18 protein-coding genes and 1 rRNA gene are annotated in these 19,466 nt (G+C 39.2%); 17 read left to right on the forward strand and 2 right to left on the reverse strand.

What is annotated here, in order from left to right:
• Nucleotides 1-384 (reverse strand): helix-turn-helix domain-containing protein (locus tag BLR79_RS05805; RefSeq protein WP_143338793.1); only part of this gene is annotated, 384 nt, incomplete at its 3' end.
• A 142-nt stretch (nucleotides 385-526) separates the two neighbouring features.
• Nucleotides 527-811 (reverse strand): ArsR/SmtB family transcription factor, encoded by a 285-nt coding sequence (locus tag BLR79_RS05810; protein WP_092085764.1) that lies wholly within the window; start codon nucleotides 809-811, stop codon nucleotides 527-529.
• A 171-nt stretch (nucleotides 812-982) separates the two neighbouring features.
• Between BLR79_RS05810 and pepF the strand changes: the two genes are divergently transcribed.
• The 17 genes from pepF to BLR79_RS09125 all read left to right on the forward strand — a co-directional run.
• Nucleotides 983-2,788 carry an oligoendopeptidase F gene (gene pepF, locus BLR79_RS05815; protein ID WP_092085766.1) on the forward strand — a complete coding sequence of 602 codons (1,806 nt, stop codon included), beginning with the start codon at nucleotides 983-985 and terminating at the stop codon, nucleotides 2,786-2,788.
• 180 nt (nucleotides 2,789-2,968) lie between these two features.
• Entirely contained in the window at nucleotides 2,969-4,099 is a 1,131-nt protein-coding gene (locus BLR79_RS05820) for an aggregation-promoting factor C-terminal-like domain-containing protein (RefSeq protein ID WP_092085768.1), read from the forward strand.
• 136 nt (nucleotides 4,100-4,235) lie between these two features.
• On the forward strand, nucleotides 4,236-4,730 hold the full coding sequence (locus BLR79_RS05825; RefSeq protein ID WP_092085770.1) for a QueT transporter family protein: 495 nt from the start codon (nucleotides 4,236-4,238) through the stop codon (nucleotides 4,728-4,730).
• A gap of 4 nt (nucleotides 4,731-4,734) precedes the next feature.
• Complete coding sequence (coaBC, locus tag BLR79_RS05830) at nucleotides 4,735-5,955, forward strand: bifunctional phosphopantothenoylcysteine decarboxylase/phosphopantothenate--cysteine ligase CoaBC (RefSeq protein WP_092085772.1); 1,221 nt, start codon at nucleotides 4,735-4,737, stop codon at nucleotides 5,953-5,955.
• A gap of 2 nt (nucleotides 5,956-5,957) precedes the next feature.
• The gene (locus tag BLR79_RS05835) at nucleotides 5,958-6,695 is read left to right on the forward strand and encodes an ABC transporter ATP-binding protein (RefSeq protein WP_092085774.1); all 738 of its coding nucleotides are present in this window, start codon (nucleotides 5,958-5,960) and stop codon (nucleotides 6,693-6,695) included.
• Nucleotides 6,695-7,942: an ABC transporter permease gene (locus tag BLR79_RS05840; RefSeq protein ID WP_092085776.1), complete on the forward strand. Its 1,248-nt coding sequence runs from the start codon at nucleotides 6,695-6,697 to the stop codon at nucleotides 7,940-7,942. Before BLR79_RS05835 ends, BLR79_RS05840 begins: the two co-directional genes overlap by 1 nt.
• Before the next feature lie 13 nt (nucleotides 7,943-7,955).
• The gene (locus tag BLR79_RS05845) at nucleotides 7,956-8,840 is read left to right on the forward strand and encodes a CPBP family intramembrane glutamic endopeptidase (RefSeq protein WP_092085778.1); all 885 of its coding nucleotides are present in this window, start codon (nucleotides 7,956-7,958) and stop codon (nucleotides 8,838-8,840) included.
• Between the two features lie 111 nt (nucleotides 8,841-8,951).
• Nucleotides 8,952-9,815, forward strand: coding sequence for an SAM hydrolase/SAM-dependent halogenase family protein (locus tag BLR79_RS05850; RefSeq protein WP_092085780.1), 864 nt, complete (start codon nucleotides 8,952-8,954; stop codon nucleotides 9,813-9,815).
• A gap of 15 nt (nucleotides 9,816-9,830) precedes the next feature.
• Nucleotides 9,831-10,385, forward strand: coding sequence for an ECF-type riboflavin transporter substrate-binding protein (locus BLR79_RS05855; RefSeq protein ID WP_092085782.1), 555 nt, complete (start codon nucleotides 9,831-9,833; stop codon nucleotides 10,383-10,385).
• Between the two features lie 24 nt (nucleotides 10,386-10,409).
• Entirely contained in the window at nucleotides 10,410-12,119 is a 1,710-nt protein-coding gene (locus BLR79_RS05860) for an ABC transporter ATP-binding protein (RefSeq protein ID WP_092085784.1), read from the forward strand.
• Complete coding sequence (locus tag BLR79_RS05865; protein ID WP_092085786.1) at nucleotides 12,112-12,942, forward strand: energy-coupling factor transporter transmembrane component T family protein; 831 nt, start codon at nucleotides 12,112-12,114, stop codon at nucleotides 12,940-12,942. Before BLR79_RS05860 ends, BLR79_RS05865 begins: the two co-directional genes overlap by 8 nt.
• A gap of 167 nt (nucleotides 12,943-13,109) precedes the next feature.
• On the forward strand, nucleotides 13,110-15,281 hold the full coding sequence (gene nrdD, locus BLR79_RS05870; RefSeq protein ID WP_268752973.1) for an anaerobic ribonucleoside-triphosphate reductase: 2,172 nt from the start codon (nucleotides 13,110-13,112) through the stop codon (nucleotides 15,279-15,281).
• Nucleotides 15,274-15,867 carry an anaerobic ribonucleoside-triphosphate reductase activating protein gene (nrdG, locus tag BLR79_RS05875; RefSeq protein WP_092085790.1) on the forward strand — a complete coding sequence of 198 codons (594 nt, stop codon included), beginning with the start codon at nucleotides 15,274-15,276 and terminating at the stop codon, nucleotides 15,865-15,867. The genes nrdD and nrdG overlap by 8 nt, the downstream gene beginning before the upstream one ends.
• A gap of 103 nt (nucleotides 15,868-15,970) precedes the next feature.
• Nucleotides 15,971-17,053: a M42 family metallopeptidase gene (locus BLR79_RS05880; protein ID WP_092085791.1), complete on the forward strand. Its 1,083-nt coding sequence runs from the start codon at nucleotides 15,971-15,973 to the stop codon at nucleotides 17,051-17,053.
• Nucleotides 17,054-17,076: 23 nt separating this feature from the next.
• Nucleotides 17,077-17,829, forward strand: a complete 753-nt coding sequence (locus BLR79_RS05885; RefSeq protein ID WP_092085793.1) for an MBL fold metallo-hydrolase — start codon at nucleotides 17,077-17,079, stop codon at nucleotides 17,827-17,829.
• A 20-nt stretch (nucleotides 17,830-17,849) separates the two neighbouring features.
• On the forward strand, nucleotides 17,850-18,866 hold the full coding sequence (locus BLR79_RS05890; protein WP_092085794.1) for a lipoate--protein ligase: 1,017 nt from the start codon (nucleotides 17,850-17,852) through the stop codon (nucleotides 18,864-18,866).
• Between the two features lie 515 nt (nucleotides 18,867-19,381).
• Nucleotides 19,382-19,466: ribosomal RNA gene (locus tag BLR79_RS09125) — 16S ribosomal RNA — on the forward strand; the annotation flags it as partial.

Here is a 19,466-nt window from a genome sequence, read left to right on the forward strand (position 1 = left end):
TTTACCTTTTTGTCTTAGGCAATTTATCGAGACCTCAATGACGCCTTGATAGATCCAGTTATAGATTGTTTTAAATGATAATCTATTTTGATAGCAGCGTCCTACGATTTGTTCGGGAGACCAAGTTAATTCTAACTTTGTTTGAATATCTTGAATGAGCTCGGGCGTATGTTTAGGACGACGACCTTTGAGAGATTGATGCTCAGAAGCGTTATCTTGAGCCAATTGAGCATCGTAACAGGTTGACTTAACACGCTTGAGTTCTCGATAAATCGTCGAACGGTGACGCCCGATGGCTTCAGCAATTTGACTCGCTGTATAGCCTTCATGATAAAGTATTTCTATTTTTGAACGGTCTTCTATGGTAAGATGTTTGTAGCTCATAACAGGTCCTCCGTGTGTGTTTTTGTGGTTACTAACATTTTACACGAACCTGTTATGGGTTTTCTTGTTTGTCGCAATTAATTTTGCAATCTATCGTATAAAAAAGAGACGCTAACTAAAAAGTTAACGTCTCGTTACTTAATTAAGATAAAGTTTGTAACACTTTAATAGCAATGTCATTGGATAAAGTATAATAAATCTTAGTCCCTTGGCGATCGGCTTTAACGATCCCTGCTTCACGCATTTTGGAAATATGCTGTGAAACGGTAGATTGCGGAAGATCTAATCCTTCTTGGATAGCGCCGACGTTCATCTTTCCATTGCGATATAAAAATAACGCAATAGAAAAGCGAATAGGGTGTGATAATACTTTAATTACACTGACATGCTTTTGAATAAGTTGTGAATTCACATCAATCTTTTGCATGCTATCGCTCCATTCGATTCTTTTTCTCACTTAATCTAGTTTATCATAAATAAGAGATACTTCAATAACTCTAACGTGCAATTAGTTTAAAAAATGTATAAGATATGCCTATAACCCTATTAATTTCTACTTAAATGTGATCAACAAAAAACGAAAGAAGGTTATTCAATTATGACAAGTTTAGCTTTAAGACAAGAGGTTCCTTTAGAAGAAACGTGGGACTTATCTTTATTATTTGACGACCAACAAACTTATGAAAAAGCGGTTGAGCGACTCATTCAATTAGTTGAAGACTTTAACGCAACCTATGAAGGCGCATTAAATGACCTTTCTCTTTTAAAGCAATCTCTTTTTGATTATGAAACATTATCCGTCTTGTTTGCCCATGTGATGAATTACAGTCATCTCGCTTTAAGTGTCGACCGAATGGATTCACAGGTTGAAACCAATGCTTTACGAGGTCAAAAAATTCGCGAGCAATTAGATACAAAGCTTTCCTTTTATACAACAGAATTGGCTGTAGTACCTAAAGAAATAATCGACCAACTGTTAAAAGACGCCGACGCCAAAAAGTTTGCTCCGTTTGTCAAAGAGATCTTACGTCAAAGTAAACACCACCAATCAAAAGAAGTCGAAGAAGTCCTTAGTCAATTAAGCGGAACCCTTTATAGTAGTTACCCTTTATATGAAACGTTAAAGTTTGAAGACTTAACCTTCGATTCCTTTGAAGCTGATGGGAGGGTTTATGCCAACGACTTTTTAACTTTTGAAGGGGAGTTTGAAGGCCATCCAAGTGTCACTGTTCGTCATAAAGCTTGGCAATCCTTTCATGAAGGACTTGCTAAATATCAAAACACCGCCGGTATGAACTACATTAATCATGTCCAAATGGAGAAAAAGATGGCCACTTTACGAGGCTTTGATTCAGTCATTGATTATTTGTTGTTCCAACAACAAGTCATCCCTGAAGTGTACCACCGTCAAATTGATACATTAATGAAACACTTCAGTCCAGTGATGCAGCGTTATGCCACCCTCTTAAAGAAAAAGCTAGGACTTAATAAAATAACTTTAGCTGATATTAAAGCGAACTATACAACCGAAGATGTTCGCCATATTACGATTGAAGAAAGTCAAAAGATGGTCATGGAAGCTCTGCAACCTTTAGGTGAAGAATACCAGCAAATGATCCAACAAGCTTATGACGAGCGTTGGATTGATTTTGCGATGAACCAAACTAAAAGTACCGGTGGCTTTTGTGCCAGCATCCCTCAAGGACCGTCTTATATTTTATTAAATTGGACCGGATTAATGAGTGAAGTACTAACGTTAGTTCATGAATTCGGGCACGCAGGGCACTTCCAATGGATTTATGCCAACCAACCGGCTATTAATCCCGAACCGAGCCTTTACTTTATTGAAGCACCTTCTACAGCGAATGAAGTGATTGCGATGAATTATTTATTAAATCAACCTTTAAAAGATGCCGAAAAAGTCACCCTCATTGCAGACTTTGTTTCTAAAACTTATTTCCATAATATGGTCACCCATTTATTAGAAGCTGATTTCCAACGGAAAGTTTACGAAGCCTTAGACCGAGATGAAATACTCACCGTCCCTGATTTAAATCGTTTCTTTAAAGAAACACTACAAAGTTTTTGGCAAGATGCGGTTGAAATTAATGAAGGAGCTGAGTTAACGTGGATGAGACAACCCCATTATTTTATTGGTCTATATCCTTACACTTATTCAGCCGGTCTTACCATTGGAACCCAAGTCGGCGAAAAGATTGCTAGAGGGGATACAAAGGTTAAAGATCAATGGCTCGAAGTGCTTTCTTTAGGAGGAACCCGTTCGCCGATGGAACTTGCTAAGTTAGCAGGGGTGTCAATGGAGTCGGGTGAAGCGATTCTTTTTGCGATTGATTATGTCTCCCGCTTACTCGACCAACTGGAAGCCTGTGACGCAATACAGTAAAGAGTCGAATATTACGAAACAGTTACGAGAATTACATCCGTATCAATAGCCAATAACAATGTGGTAGAACCTCTTTTCTTTTAGAAAAAATGATGTAGGATAATGAATGAGCCTTTCAAGAAGAGGCTATTCTATTTTTACATAATTTAATTTTCAATTTAAAAGGAGTTCTTTTACCCCATGAAAAAATCATTTAAAATTGCAACAAGTACTTTATTATTAACAGGTATCGGCGCAAGCGTCGTTGTTCCGTCAGCCGCTTTAGCTCAAACACCATCTGAATGGACCCAACGTTCTGTCCAAGAGATTGCACAAGAAACAACCCAACAAGAAAACGGTGTTCGCTACTATAAAGTTCAATGGGGCGATACGTTATCAGGTATTGCTCAAGCTTTAGGAATGGAATTAGAAGAGTTAGTTCGTATTAACAATATTTCTAACCCTGATTTTATTTTAGCGGGAACCATTTTAGTATTCGATGCAGCAAATCATACTTTAACTGAAATCGATGAAGCAGGAAACTCAGCAGTTTATTCAACGCAAACAGGTGAAGCAGTTGTTGAAGAAGCACCCGTTTATGAAGCGGTACAAGAAGAAGCTTTCGTACCAGAAGTTGCTTTGTCATTACCTGTTGCTGAAGAAGAACCAACAACAATCATTGAAGAAGTTGAAGAATTCGAAACAAGTTTCGCACCTGTTCAAGAAGAACTTTCAATTGCAACAACCAATGATGTTGAAGAAACAATCATTGAAGACACTGCGACACAAGAAGTTGTTGTCGAAGAATCAATGGTCGAAGAAACAATTGAAGAAGTGGAAAACACGGTCGAAGTAAGCGAACCAGTAGTTGAAGAAACTGTTCAAGATGAAGTCGCTTCTTTAGAAGTTGAAGAAGTAACTGTTCCTGAAATCGAACCGGAAGTAACGCCTGAAGTACAACCAGAAGTTGTAGAAGAAGTTGCTGCTCCTGAAGTAGAATCAGCACCAGCTCCATCAGCCGACACATCAAATATGAGTGCTCGTGAAGCCTTTGATCATTTAGCTGCTCAAAAAGGTCTATCTCAAGCTGAAATCGATGGTTGGGCATACATCATTGAACGTGAATCAAATTGGGATCCACAAGCAACGAACGCTTCATCTGGAGCTTACGGTTTAGCTCAAAACATTGACCCGACGCGTTATGCGTCCCACGGTGATGACTGGGCAACAAACCCACACACTCAATTAGAGTGGATGTATGACTATATGAACGAACGTTACGGCTCAATCCAAGGCGCATTGGATTTCTGGAACGCTAATTATTGGTACTAAAATTAAATTAAACAAATTTAAAGCTCTTTAAACATCATTGTTTAAGGAGCTTTTTCTCTTAGTTCAATTTTTACGTGAAAATTGTTACAATATGGTATATCCAATATACTAAAGTCGTAAAGGAGATAAGAATAAAATGAAAACCAATGATTTAGTTAAAGGTGGCATTGTCGCCGCCATTTACATTGTCCTTACCTTATTAGTTGCTCCAGTAGCTTTTGGTCCGGTTCAATTTCGAATTTCAGAAGGATTAAACTTTCTAGGACTCTATAATCGTCGTTATATTATTGCGATTACGCTAGGGGTCTTTCTAGTTAATATGGCTAACGGTCCGATTGATATGGTAGTAGGAACCCTACATACCGTTCTTTCCTTAATACTAGGTCGTTATTTAGCTAAAAAAGTCACTGAACGTCAACAAAATTCTCATCGAATCACTCAATATGCTATTATGACGTTAGCGTTTTCTGTTATGATGTTTATTATTGCTTATATGCTTGTTTACTTACTTCATTTTGAAGAAGCATTTTGGTTTACTTATGGTACACTTTTTTTATCTGAACTGATTGCGATGGCTTTAGGAGCTTTTATTATGTTACCTTTAAGTGCGCGAATTGATTTTGAAGAATAGGAAGATGTCAGTGTTTAACAATGTAAACATAGGTTTATTTATTACCGGCGGCATTGCCAGTTACAAAATGGCGGAGTTAACTCGTCAATTCATTAAACAAGGAGCCAACGTTAAAGTGGCGATGACAAAAAGTGCAGCGGAATTTATTACGCCACTCACTTTCCAAGTGTTGACAAAACACGCCGTATTAGTGGATGTCTTTGACGAACATGAAGCCGAAAATGTTCAACACGTTCATATGGCGGATTGGTGCGACTTAGTGATCGTTGCGCCAGCTACGGCGAATATTTTAGCTAAAATGGCTTACGGTATCGCTGATGAAATTGTCTCAACCACCCTTTTAGCTACCACCGCCCCGCGACTGATTGTCCCGGCAATGAATGTTAATATGTACGAAAATCCTGCCACACAAAATTCCATCAAACAATTAAGACAGTATGGTTACACGGTGATGGAACCGGATACGGGCTTTCTTGCAGAAGGTTACAGTGGTAAAGGACGTCTGCCTGAGTTAGAACGGATTGTTGAAGAAGCCAATCTCGTCTACACTAAAAGTCATTTACCTCAAACTTTACAAGGTAAAAAAGTCTTAGTTTCAGCAGGAGGAACGGTCGAGCGTATCGACCCGGTTCGTTATATTTCTAACGACTCTTCCGGTCAAATGGGGTACGCAGTGGCTAAAGCAGCCGAAGAATTAGGCGCTGACGTCACCGTTATTTCTACGCGTCCTAATTTACCTGTGTCGCCTCATTGGGATGTTCATTATGTTGAAAGTGCGCGCCAGCTACAAGAACAAATGGCGTCCTTCTATGACGAAGCGGATTATGTAGTGATGGCAGCAGCGGTTAGTGATTACCGAGTTAAAAATCAACAAACCCAAAAAATGAAAAAAGAAGACCAACAAGAAGGGTTGACGCTAGAATTAGTGGAAAACCCAGACATTTTAAAAGGATTAGGCGAAAAGAAAACCCACCAAACACTCATTGGCTTTGCGGCAGAAACCCAAGATTTACTCGTTAACGCTAAAAATAAATTAGAACGCAAAAAAGCCGACTGGCTCATTGCCAATGATGTATCAAGAACCGATGCCGGGTTTAATGTATCAACTAACCAAGTGACCATTTTAGGAAAAGACGGCAGCCAAAAAGCACTTCCTTTATTATCAAAAGAAGATACCGCAAGGCAAATTTGGCAACACATTTTAACGCCATTAGAGGAGAAATAAACATGTTATTAAACGTTGAACAAGTGAATAGCGGGTACCGCCAAGTTCCTGTCATTCAAGATATTACCTTTTCGATTCAACCAGGAGAAATGGTAGGACTTATTGGACTAAACGGTGCGGGAAAGACGACGTTATTAAAAACCATTTTAGGTTTACTCACCCCGCAAAAAGGTCAAATTGAAATAGATGGGGCGACGATGATCACAGATCACGAAGCTTACGCCAGTCAAGTCGCTTACATCCCTGAAACCCCCGTATTGTATGAAGAGCTTACTTTAAAAGAGCACATTATGATGACGGCACTAGGGTATAACATTGACCCGGAGGAAGCGATGAGACGAGCAGAACCTTTATTAAAGCTGTTTCGTTTAGAACGTCAACTCAATTGGTTCCCGATTTACTTTTCTAAAGGGATGAAACAAAAGGTAATGATTATTTGTGCTTTAATTACTAAAGCGAAATTACTCATCGTCGATGAGCCTTTTATTGGGCTAGACCCTTTAGCGATCAATCACTTTAAACAATTACTTAAAGACTATACCCAATCCGGGGGGAGTGTGTTGTTTACCACGCATATTTTAAGTATTGCTCAAGAGTTATGTGATCGTTATTTAATTTTAAGTCATGGCAAGTTGATCGCCACCGGAACGTTAGATGAAGTATCAGTTGCTTTAGGGATGACCGCATCAACGGCAGATGATTTATATTTAGCTCTAGCTGAACGAGCGGAGGAAGAATAATGGATCCATCATTACTCAATTTATACCAAAAGCGACGTAAACAATGGGCAAAAGAAATCGGGCGTTACAGCCGTTTAATTTTAAATGATCATTTCTCCATTGTCTTATTTGTCGTTTTAGGTTTTGGTATCTTTTTCTATCAAGATCAGTTAGTTAAACTGCAAGTCGCCCTTCAAACACCCGGAGTTAAATATGGCTTGAAAGGATTATTAAGTGTGTTAGTCACGAGTTTGTTACTACTAGGACGACCCTTATGGTTTACAAAAACAGCGGACCAATCCTTTTTGTTTGCTAGAGGGCAAGCTTGGCAACCTTATTGGCTTAAAGGAACTTACTTAACTACATTTTTATGGAGTGTAGTCATTGCGGTGGGTCTTATCGTGTTAGCCCCTTTAATGCAATTGGTGAATCAGTGGACTTTAGGAGAAATGGGGCTATTTGGATTATGGGTGTTACTCGCTAAAACCGCGTATGAATTATTACGCTACTTATTGATTTATTACTCAAACCAACGCACTTTGGGGTTGACAGGGTTTTGTCTACTTCAACTGGTTTTAGCTTATCTTAGTATGAACCTATCCTTTAGAGGGTTAGTTGGCTTCATCGGACTTTATTTAATGGTTGTGCTATTAGTGCTCATGCAACTTAAAAAAGGAACCCAGCATCGGGTGGTTAATTTTAACGGAGTCATTGAAAGCGAAGAAAAGCGGCAAGCCCACTTTTACCGTTTTATTTCGGTCTTTGCAGATACGCCGCAACAACAAACAAGTATTAAGCCTCGTCCTTGGCTAGCGCCATTATTAGAACGCATGACTTACTTTAATCAATCCAGTCTAGCTTATTTATATTTAAGAGTCTTGATGCGCAGTACGAGTTACAGTAGTGTATGGCTACGTCTTTTATTATTTACTGGCGGATTAATGTTTTTGACCAATAATGCTTGGTTACTTATCGTTTTAGGTGTCCTTTGTTTAATCTTAACCGCACTGCAATTGATGCCTTTAATGCACGCTTACCGTCATCACCCCGGAGTTGCTTTAATCTCTAGTCAGACAAATAAAAGCTTAAAAGCCTTTCAATTAGTCTTAATGTTTGCTTTATGGGCGCAGCGAGTGGTGTTTATGATTATTTTTATTTACAAAGTACCTTTTGGATGGCCATTTATTTTAGCGTTAGCTAGTTGGATTGGAACTAGTTTATTACTAGCTTACGGTTACGCTCCTTATTGGTCTAAAAAACATCACTAAAAGAGGTGAAAAAATGAATCCATCTAATACGACAATTGCATTAACACAACAAGAACGAAAAGGATCTCCTTGGACGATCTTTTTGTGGTTTCCTGTTATTTTACTGATTGCCTTAATTTTACAAACTCTTTATATTATCGGGTTTGGTTGGATTGATGCTCTTATCGGCGGCATTCCTTCTTGGCTCGTTGTGCCAATTGAATTAAGTTCAGGAATCGTCTTTATTTTAGCCACTTGGTTTGTCGCTGGAACAATAGAAGAACGCTCCCTTAAAAGTTTAGGCTTTCATCGTTTGATGACGAAGGGATTATACATTAAGGGATGGCTCATCGGCATTGTTCTTGTCCTAGTGGTATACGGATTGAATGTATTGCTAGCAAGAGTAACCAGTCAGTGGAATCAGTGGCACACCCTTGCGATGATTTTATATGTGGTCGGTTTTGCGATTCAAGGACTTGGTGAAGAGGTATTGTGCCGAGGCTACTTAATGAATAATATTAGTAGCTACTGGGGTCCAGTTTGGGGAATTGTATTAAACTCTTTACTTTTTAGTTTACTGCACTTTTTTAACCCAGCTGTTTCTTTCATCGCTTTACTGAACGTCTTTTTAGCTGGCGTATTATTTTCTGTTATTTTCTATTATAATGACAGCATTTGGTTTGTCGGCGCCATCCACAGTGCTTGGAACTTTATGTTAGGGCCCGTATTAGGGATTCCTGTTTCAGGCAATGTGTTACCAAGTGCTTGGTTTATTACCCGTCTTCCTAAAGAAACGGTCCTTTGGCACGGAGGAGACTTTGGGTTTGAAGGTGGCCTTGTGGCGACGATCGTTCTTTTAATAGCCACGTTGAGTATCGTCTACTATTATGAAAAACATCAAAAATCTACTCGTCTTTAAAGTAAGCATTTGCTTATTTTAAAGGCGTTTTTTAGTGCGTTGTGTTGCTTTATAAAAGGATTTTTACTATAATTAAAATTATCTTAAAATAATAAAATGAGGAGGCTGTTTATGCATACATTAGTCTTACAAACGGACTTTGGTTTAATGGATGGCGCCGTCAGTGCGATGAAAGGAGTCGCTTGTCAAGTGCATCCGCAACTCACGGTGTCAGATTTAACCCATGACATTCCCCAATATGATATTTGGTCTGCTTCTTACCGTTTAATCCAAACCGTGGAATATTGGCCAAAGGGGACCGTATTTGTTTCGGTAGTAGACCCTGGGGTCGGCAGTCATCGCCGAAGTATTGCGGTTCGCTTAGTTACCGGGCAAGTGATTATTACACCGGATAACGGAACGATTAGTCATTTGCTTCATCAACAAAAGATTGAAGAGGTTCGCGAAATCGATGAGGTGGAAAGTCGCTTGCCTCACTCTCAAGAAAGTCATACTTTTCATGGCCGAGATATTTACGCTTATAACGGAGCACGTCTAGCATGTGGAGAAATTAGGTTCGAAGAGATTGGTTCTCTAGTCTCTCTTGAATCTTTAGAAACGTTGCCGATTAAAGATGCGGTACTTGAAGACAATACATTAAAAGGTATTATTGATATTTTAGATATTCGCTTTGGTTCGTTATGGACAAACATTCCTCTGTCCCTTGTTAAAGAATTAAATTTAGAAGCAGAGGACTATGTAATGGTCTTAATTAGCCATAAAGGCAAGCGTGTCTATCAAAACGTCATGCAATTTGTCCGCTCTTTTGCCCAAGTGGACGTCGGTGAGCCGTTAGTTTATATTAATTCATTAACTAATTTAGGTGTGGCAGTGAATCAAGATTCTTTTTCCAAGTTATATCACATAGGAATTGGGGTTGAATGGGAAATTGGGATAAAAAAAGTTGATGCTAAATTAGTGAAATTATATCAATAAGAAAGAAGGATTATGATGAAAAAACAACATCCAGTAACTCAAACCGTTGCGACAGCGATTGGAGCGGCGATCTTTTTCATTTTAATGAAATTTATTGCGATTCCTACGCCGATCCCTAACACGACGATTCAAGTCTCTTACGGTTTTTTAGCTTTATTTGCTGGAGTATTTGGTCCAGTTCCCGCTGCTTTAGCAGCTTTTATTGGGCATTATTTAACTGACGTGACAACTTATGGTCAAGCGTGGTTTGGTTGGATTGTCGCTTCCAGCTTTGTCGGATATGGTTTAGGTTATGTCTTACGAAACAACCAAATCGAACAAGGAATTGCTGATAATGCACTCTTTAAGCGCTTTATTGTTGGAGAAATTATTGTCAATGCTTTAGCATGGGCACTTATAGCGCCAATTTTAGATATGATTGTTTACCGCGAGCCTCAATTAAAACTTATTTTACAAGGTGGAGCGGCGACAATTCTTAATGCCATTGGGACTGGTGTGATCGGATGGATTTTAATTAAACTATACGCCAACACTCGAACTAAAAGTCGTAGTTTATCTAAAGATGACTAAAGCGGAAAGGAAGGAGGTTTTCCAGTGAAACCGATCATTTCATTTCGTGATTTTTCTTTTAGATACGATTCTCAAACCCAATCGACCTTAAAAAATATTACAGTTGATATTTATCCTGGGGAAAAAATTTTAATTTTAGGTCCTTCGGGCTCAGGAAAATCAACCTTTGGAAAATGTTTGAATGGACTCATTCCCCATGCTTTTATCGGCGAATGGTCTGGAGAATTAACTTTATTTAATGAAGACTTGTCTCATTGGTCGATTGACGACCTCTCCCGTTACGTCGGGACGGTCTTACAAGATACTTCTGCCCAGTTTGTTGGAATGACTGTTGCCGAAGATATGGCCTTTGCGTTAGAAAACGATGCGACGAGCCACTCAGTCATGCATGAAGCTGTACAGAATTGGGCAAGCCGAATACATCTATCTGATCTTTTAAATCAAGCGCCGGGTTCTTTATCAGGAGGACAAAAACAACGAGTTTCCATGTCGGGAGTCTTAATTGATTCCCCTCAAGTATTGTTATTTGATGAACCTCTAGCGAGTTTGGATCCCGCTTCTGGTTATGAGACGATGACTCTCATTGAAAAAATGCATCGTCAACTGGAGACGACAGTAATTATTATCGAGCACCGCCTTGAGGAAGTACTCTCTCAACCTGTTGATCGAGTATTACTGTTTGATGAAGGTCGGATTATTTTTGATGGAACGCCTAGACAATTGTTGTTATCAAATCATTTAATAGAAACTCACATTCGTGAGCCTTTATATATTTCCGCCCTAAAATATGCCGGAGTTAATTTAAATGAAGTGACTTCGTTAGAGTCACTTAGCCAACTAGAGCATCCTACTCTATGTGACCAACTGACGTCATGGAGCGAACAGATTGAAAGTGACCCACCAAGACAAAAGACAGCATCTCTATTAACTATCGAGAATATGTCTTTTAGTTATAAAAATACCGACTATCTAACTTTACAGTCGGTCAACTTAACGATCGAAGAAGGAGAAATGATCAGTCTTGTCGGCACCAACGGAGCAGGAAAGTCAACGTTAGCTAAAGTGATCGCTGGCTTTTTAACACCAACGCGCGGACAAATAATTTGGCGAGAAGAAAATATGACTCAGGATTCGATCAAACAGCGGGCCGAGCGCATTGGATATGTGATGCAAGATCCGAATCAAATGATTAGTCAACATTTAATTTTTGATGAAGTGGCTTTAGGGCTTCGTTTAAGAGGATACAGTGAAGAAGACGTAAAACAAAAAGTCTATGACACATTAAAAGTATGCGGATTGTATCCTTTTAGACACTGGCCGATTAATGCCTTGAGTTACGGACAGAAAAAGCGTGTTACGATCGCAGCGATTTTAGTGTTGAAGCCTGAACTACTCATTTTAGATGAACCAACAGCCGGGCAAGACTACTACCATTACACGGAATTTATGATGTTTATGAAAGAATTAAACCGCCAAGGGATGACAATTTTAATGATCACTCATGATATGCAATTGATGTTAGAGTATACCCAGCGTACGATTGTTATTCATGACGGGCAAGTGATTGGCGATGAGACACCTTTTGTTATTCTAGGTTCAAAAGAGTTAGTTGACAAAGCTTCTCTTCGAGAAACGAGTCTTTACACTTTAGCACGCCAATGTGGGGTGGAAGTGCCGGAAACTTTTGTCCAAAAGTTTATGACTTATGAAGAAAGGAAGCGAGAGAATGGATAAACAATTATTTGGTTACATTGATAAAAACACGCCCATTCATCGCATCAATTCCATTGCAAAATTGATTTTCTTTATTATCGCGACGGCGACTTTAATGTTCACTTATGATACGCGCTTTCTTTTAGGAATGAGTCTCTTTTCTTTAATCCTTTTAAAAGTGTCGCAAATTAAATGGCAAGACATTAAACTGTTTGTTTATTTAATCTTAGTATTTTCCGTTATGAATTTGTTAGCTGTGTATGTTGTCTCTCCTGAATACGGTGTTGAACTTTACGGAACAAGACACGTTTTATGGGAAGGATACGGCCGGTTTACATTGACAAAAGAACAATTATTTTACGAGTTTAATTTACTACTCAAATATCTTTCTACTGTGCCATTAATTTTAGTCTTTTTATTTACAACTAATCCGAGCGAATTTGCTTCAAGTTTTAATCGTATTGGCATTCCGTACAGGGTGGCCTATGCGATCTCGCTAACTTTACGTTATATTCCCGATATCCAAGAAGACTTTCTTGCGATTAAAAGTGCGCAAGACGCACGAGGAATTAGTGGGGAAGAAGACGAATCCTTTAAAGACAAAGCTCAATCCGTCGGCAGAATTTTAATACCTTTAATTATTTCAAGCTTTGAACGAATCGAAACTGTCTCCCATGCGATGATGTTGCGCCGCTTTGGAACCAAAAAGAAACGCACATGGTATGTAGAAAAACCTCTTAAAGGATCAGATTACGCTGTTATTGCTTGCGGTATAGGAGTTTTAGGACTTTTTACTTTAACACTTTATTTAAACAAACAACGCTTTTACAACCCTTTCTTATAATCTTTCTAAAGAAGTTTCTTGTTAAAAGGAACTTCTTTTTATTATCCGCCTTTTCATTTGTAACCAAAGTCAATTGACAGAACCCCCTTGAATAACACAGTATGTATGGTATGATAATAAATATAGACACAACATATAGTATTAAATTAAAAAAGGAGTGGAGGAGAGTGTTTAAAGAATCTCGTTTAACTTATTCAGCGGATCAACCTCATTTAGACATAACAATTGAAAAACGTGATGGGAGAATGGTGCGTTTCGATCGCAATACCCTCCAACAGTCGGTTAAAAAAGTCATGCCGACAGATCGCTCTAGCGCGGTAGATATTGTTAATGAAGTAATCCAAAAAATTGCTCAATCACACTTAACAGCACGACAATTACATACATTAGTTGAAGAAACGTTAAAAGAACATCAATTGAACGAAGCAGTCGTTAAGATGAATGCTTACCGTATGACTAAAGAAAAAGAGCGCGAAAATGCTCGCGACATTAACCACCGCATTCAAGACTTATTAAAAGAAAATGCGACCGTGGTGAATGAAAACGCCAATAAAGATAGCCGCGTCTTTAATACTCAACGCGACTTAACGGCAGGAGTCGTTGCTAAAGCGATCGGTCTACAAATGTTACCTCCTCATGTGGCTAACGCTCATGAAAAAGGGGACATTCATTATCACGACTTAGACTACCAACCTTATGCGCCGATGACGAACTGTAGTTTAATTGACTTTAAACAGATGTTTGAAGAAGGGTTCCAAATCGGAAACGCTGAAGTGGAGTCACCGCGTTCTATTCAAACAGCTGCTGCACAAATGGCTCAAATTATTGCTAACGTAGCTAGTTCCCAGTACGGAGGAACTAGTGCTAACCGGGTTGATGAAGTGTTAGCGCCTTACGCGGAAATTAACTTACAAAAAAACCGTGATCTTGCTAAAGAATGGATTGAAGATCCGGAAAAACAAGAAGAATTTGCCATCGAACGTACGAAAAAAGATATTTACGACGCGATGCAAAGTTTAGAATATGAAATTAATACGCTTTATACTTCCCAAGGTCAAACACCTTTTACAACTTTAGGGTTTGGTTTAGGAACAAACTGGATTGAACGGGAAATTCAAAAATCTATCTTAAAAGTACGTATCGGCGGAATTGGTAAAGAAAAAAGAACGGCCATTTTCCCTAAACTTGTTTTCACATTAAAGCGTGGTGTTAACTTAGAGCCGACGGATCCAAACTACGATATTAAACAATTAGCGTTAGAGTGCGCAACAAAGCGCATGTACCCGGACGTATTAATGTACGATAAGCTCGTTGAAATTACCGGTAGCTTTAAAGCGCCGATGGGGTGTCGTTCCTTTTTACAAGGTTGGACTGACGAAGAAGGCAGTGACGTTAGTGACGGCCGGATGAACTTAGGGGTCGTGACGTTAAACTTACCACGCATCGCCTTAGAATCTAAAGGCGACATGGAAGCGTTTTGGCATTTATTTAACGATCGCCTGCAAATTCAAGCCGACGCACTCCTTTACCGTATTGAACGAGTAAAAGAAGCCTTGCCAGAAAATGCTCCGATTTTATATCAACACGGAGCCTTTGGTAAACGACTAAGTTTAGACGATTCCGTCGATGAAGCCTTTAAAAATAAACGTGCGACTGCTTCTTTAGGTTACATTGGCCTTTATGAAGTCGCAACGGTCTTTTATGGACCCGATTGGGAGACCAACCCAGAAGCTAAAGCTTTTACAGTAAATATTTTAAAACAAATGAAGCAAAAAGCTGATGCTTTAGGGGACGAATACGGCTATCACTTTAGTGTTTACGGCACCCCCTCTGAATCTTTAACGGATCGTTTCTGTCGTATGGATCAAGAACGCTTTGGCGATGTGGAAGATATTACCGACAAAGGGTATTACACTAACTCATTCCACTATGATGTTCGTAAAAATCCAACCCCATTTGAAAAGTTAGACTTTGAAAAAGAGTACGCTCCGTTTACAGGTGGCGGGTTTATTCATTACTGTGAGTACCCAAATATGCGTCAAAATCCGAAAGCGTTAGAAGCAGTATGGGATTTTGCTTATGACCGAGTAGGGTATTTAGGAACGAATACGCCAATTGATCATTGTTATGAGTGTGGTTTTGATGGTGATTTTGATCCGACAGAACGTGGCTTTAAATGTCCACAATGTGGCAACACCAACCCAGAAACCTGTGACGTTGTTAAAAGAACGTGCGGTTATTTAGGTAACCCGCAACTAAGACCGATGGTTAAAGGTCGTCATAAAGAAATTACCTCTCGTGTGAAACATATGGCTCAAGAAGGTGAAAGTCTTGAGTAAAACTCACCGCCCGAAACGTCGCCCGCTAAATCCAGCTCCCGGTGAATGGAAAGCGGAAGACTGGTCTAGAGGTAAGATTGCCGACTACAAACCCTTTAACTTTGTGGACGGCGAAGGGGTTCGTTGTAGTATTTATGTCAGTGGCTGCTTGTTTGCATGTCCAGGCTGTTACAACAAAGCGATTCAAAACTTTAATTACGGCGTACCTTACACAGACGAATTAGAAGAACAAATTTTAATGGATTTAGGGGAAAGTTATTGCCAAGGCTTAACTCTTTTAGGCGGAGAGCCGATGTTAAATACACCGATTCTTTTACCCCTTGTTCAGAAAATGCGCCAACGTTATGGCGACACAAAAGATGTTTGGATGTGGAGTGGGTACACCTTTGAAGAGTTATTACAAGAAACTCCTGACAAGTTAGAATTATTAAAACTATCCGACGTCTTAGTGGACGGACGTTATGAACAAGACAAACGCGATTTAACCCTTCGTTTTAGAGGAAGTTCTAACCAGCGAATTATCGACATCCAACAAAGCTTAAAAGAAAATAAAGTCGTCTTATGGAACGACGGACGAAATGAATAGAGCCATAGCGCATACCTTTTTGGGTGTGCGCTTTTTTGTTGTGGACCAGGTAAAAAGTTTGCTATAGTTACAAGTAAGAAGAATGAAAGGGTGTTCATAAATCATGGAAATTAATATGGATTTATTGAAACGAATCACTGAAGTGAATGGCATTGCTGGTCACGAAGGACAAGTGCGCGAATTATTTAAAGAAGAAACAAAAGATTACGTCGACGACTTTTTACAAGACGGACTTGGGGGCATCTTTGGTCATAGCGTTGGAAATGAAGAGGGCCCACGCCTAATGTTAGCCGCTCATATGGATGAAGTCGGCTTTATGGTTCAACAAATTACAAAAGAAGGCTTTTTACACTTTATTCCTATTGGTGGTTGGTGGAACCAAGTGCTATTAAGCCAACAAGTAGAAGTTACTACTCGAGAGGGTAAAACTTACCGCGGCGTTATCGGTTCAAAACCGCCTCACATTTTAAAACCTGACGAGCGTAAACAACCGATGGATATTTCCAATATGTTCATTGATTTAGGCGCAAGCTCCAAAGAAGAAGTCGAAGCGTGGGGCATTCGCCAAGGCGATATGATTACTCCATACATTAAAACGGAACGATTAAATGACACGCCTTACCTTTTAGGTAAAGCTTGGGATGATCGCATTGGAGTTGCTGTAGCCATTGAAGTATTAAAATATGCTCATACTCATGGTCATGACAACATTCTTTACGCTGGCGCTAACGTACAAGAAGAAGTGGGATTAAGAGGAGCAAAAGGAGCCACTTATTCCATTAACCCGGATATTAGTTTAGCTTTAGACACGGGCATTGCTGGAGACACTCCAGGTATTACCGAAAAAGAAGCAGCCAGCCATTTAGGTAAAGGAGTCCAAATTTTATTCTTTGACTCATCCATGATCCCACACCGCGGGTTGCGTGATTTTGTCATTGATCTAGCTGAAAAAGAAAACATTCCTTATCAATTAGACAGTGTCGTTGGTGGCGGAACGGACGCCGGGTCACAACATCAAAGTTTAGGTGGCGTACCTTCATTAGCTATCGGTATTCCGGTTCGCTACTTACATACCCACGGTTCAGTGATTCATGAAGATGACTTTAAAAGTTATGTTCGTCTAGCCACCGCAATTGTTAAACATTTAGATAAAAAAGCTTACGAACAAATTATTCAAAACGGCTAACTTGAAGAAAGAAGGCGGACTTTATGAAAATTCAATGTATCGGCAGTGCCGGAGGATATCCTTCCATTGCTAATCCGACGACGAGTTACTTAGTAAGCGATGAAGCAGGCGAATTTCAACTATTGATTGATGCGGGAAGTGGTTCGGCGACTCAACTCCAACGTTATATGGATCCAGCGGATTTAAACGCCATCTGGGGATCTCACGATCACCCGGATCACGTGGCGGACTTGGGCATTTTTCAACACTTATTGATGTTACGACCACAAAAACCTAAAGTGGGAAGCGTCCCAATTTACTTACATCCAACGTCCAATCAATTCGACTATCTACTATCTAATGACCAAAATAAAGGAACCAGTCATTTAGTCCCTTATCAACCTGATAAGGTGTTAGACTTAGGACTCTTTAAAGCGACTTTTTGCCTAACAACTCACCCTGTCACTTGTTATGCTTTAAAATTATATGATCCACAAACAGAGAAAACCTTTGTTTATACAGCCGATTCTGCTTGGAACGATGACTTAGCTGAATTTGTTAAAGGAGTAGACACTCTTTTAATTGAATGTAACTTCCCAGCGGATCATCCCGAAAATAAGATTCATTACAACAGTACTCAAGTAGTAAAGATGGCGAAATTAAGTGGCGCTAAAACAGTGGTTGTAACCCACATCCCACCTTTATCTGACGATGAACAAATTATGACTGAAATAAGACAAGGGTTGGAAGATAAAGAAGTACTTCAAGCCCAACCCGGAGAAATTTATCACATATAAGGTAGAAAGTGAGTGATTAGATGTATTTTGTAGATAACCAAAACAACTATGATGCTAGTTTTAATATTGCTCTAGAAACTTATTTAGTAGAAAATCGTTTAGTTGATGAGCCGATTTTACTGTTTTATATTAATGACCCGTCCATTATTGTCGGTCGCAATCAAAATACGATGGAAGAAGTTAACCAACCTTATGTCGAAGAAAAAGGAATCCGAGTTGTTCGCCGCATGTCCGGCGGGGGAGCTGTGTACCATGATCGAGGCAACTTTTCATTTTGCTTCATTAAAGACGATGACGGCAGCTTTAGAGATTTTAACTCTTTTACAAAACCAGTCATTGAAGCACTCCATAAGATGGGGGCGACGGGTGCTAAACTAGAAGGGCGTAATGACTTACTCATTGATGGTAAGAAGTTTTCTGGGAATGCTATGTACGCTAAAGACGGACGAATGACAGCTCACGGAACGATTTTGTTTGATGCGGATTTAGATGAAGTAACCAATGCGTTAAAACCGAATAAAGATAAGATTGAATCAAAAGGGATTAAATCCATTCGCAGTCGTGTGACCAATATTAAACCCTTTGTCGATCCAAAGTATCAAGAATTATCGACAGAAGAATTTCGTGATTTGATTCTATTAGAAATCTTTGGTGTAAAAGATCGTCAAGATGTCCCTGAATTAAAATTGACCCAAGATGATTGGGACAAAGTCATGGAAATTCGCAAAGAACGCTTCAACAATTGGGAGTGGAATTATGGTTCTTCCCCTACTTTTGAAGTACAAAAGCAACGTAAGTTTCCTTTTGGTTTAGTCGACTTTCGCTTTAATGTGACTAAAGGACGCATCGAAGACATTAAAATTTATGGCGACTTTTTTGGTTTAGGAGATATTCAAGACGTGGAAAAAGCACTTATTGGCGTGAAATATACCCGTGAAGCTTTTGATGAAGCCTTTAAAGATATTGACGTCCATAAGTACTTTGGACAAGTAAGTCGCGAAGAGTTAATTCAATTATTGTTTGACGAAAGCAAGTAATCGCAAGGTTTCGCAAGGAAAATGTAATAAAATTTAAAAAAAGTAAAAAAAGTTGTTGACCCAAATGACAACCCATGCTATATTAGTAATTGTCCGATACGGACGGCCTACTTGTTAAGGTTTAGCACTGAAACAAAAAAGTTTCAAAAAGTGCTTGACCTAAAAAACAGAAAGTGCTATAGTATAGAAGTTGTCATTTGTGGCAACAAAATAAATTAAAAAAAGTGCTTGACAAGCCGATATGACTTATGATAAATTAATAAGCGTCGCTTGTTCAATGCGACTCACTTCCAAGTCAAAACTTTTTCAAAAAAGTCCTTGACATTCAAACCGGAAGTTGATAATATAGTTGATGTTGTCACTTAAGACAACACAACAAACATTGCTCATTGAAAACTGAACAAAGACACACCAAGAAGTGTAGGGTTTAAATAACCAAACAATTCAAGGGGAGCAGACCCCTTTAACAAACACAACAAAATCAACATGAGTCATTCAGACTGATGAAAGTAATTTTTCATGAGAGTTTGATCCTGGCTCAGGACGAACGCTGGCGGCATGCCTAATACATGCAAGTCGAACGCGACTGTATCACCGCCT

Origin of the sequence: Dolosicoccus paucivorans, assembly GCF_900100125.1 — a bacterium.
Lineage (GTDB): Bacteria > Bacillota > Bacilli > Lactobacillales > Aerococcaceae > Dolosicoccus > Dolosicoccus paucivorans.

Excerpts from the sequence above, each read along its gene's own strand:
- pepF (WP_092085766.1), top strand. The coding sequence starts at position 983 with ATGACAAGTTTAGCTTTAAGACAAGAGGTTCCTTTAGAAGAAACGTGG.
- BLR79_RS05865 (WP_092085786.1), top strand. The coding sequence starts at position 12,112 with ATGGATAAACAATTATTTGGTTACATTGATAAAAACACGCCCATTCAT.
- BLR79_RS05850 (WP_092085780.1), top strand. The coding sequence starts at position 8,952 with ATGCATACATTAGTCTTACAAACGGACTTTGGTTTAATGGATGGCGCC.
- BLR79_RS05820 (WP_092085768.1), top strand. The coding sequence starts at position 2,969 with ATGAAAAAATCATTTAAAATTGCAACAAGTACTTTATTATTAACAGGT.
- coaBC (WP_092085772.1), top strand. The coding sequence starts at position 4,735 with ATGTCAGTGTTTAACAATGTAAACATAGGTTTATTTATTACCGGCGGC.
- BLR79_RS05810 (WP_092085764.1), bottom strand. The coding sequence starts at position 811 with ATGCAAAAGATTGATGTGAATTCACAACTTATTCAAAAGCATGTCAGT.
- BLR79_RS05890 (WP_092085794.1), top strand. The coding sequence starts at position 17,850 with ATGTATTTTGTAGATAACCAAAACAACTATGATGCTAGTTTTAATATT.
- BLR79_RS05855 (WP_092085782.1), top strand. The coding sequence starts at position 9,831 with ATGAAAAAACAACATCCAGTAACTCAAACCGTTGCGACAGCGATTGGA.
- BLR79_RS05825 (WP_092085770.1), top strand. The coding sequence starts at position 4,236 with ATGAAAACCAATGATTTAGTTAAAGGTGGCATTGTCGCCGCCATTTAC.
- BLR79_RS05835 (WP_092085774.1), top strand. The coding sequence starts at position 5,958 with ATGTTATTAAACGTTGAACAAGTGAATAGCGGGTACCGCCAAGTTCCT.
- BLR79_RS05845 (WP_092085778.1), top strand. The coding sequence starts at position 7,956 with ATGAATCCATCTAATACGACAATTGCATTAACACAACAAGAACGAAAA.
- BLR79_RS05885 (WP_092085793.1), top strand. The coding sequence starts at position 17,077 with ATGAAAATTCAATGTATCGGCAGTGCCGGAGGATATCCTTCCATTGCT.
- BLR79_RS05840 (WP_092085776.1), top strand. The coding sequence starts at position 6,695 with ATGGATCCATCATTACTCAATTTATACCAAAAGCGACGTAAACAATGG.
- BLR79_RS05880 (WP_092085791.1), top strand. The coding sequence starts at position 15,971 with ATGGAAATTAATATGGATTTATTGAAACGAATCACTGAAGTGAATGGC.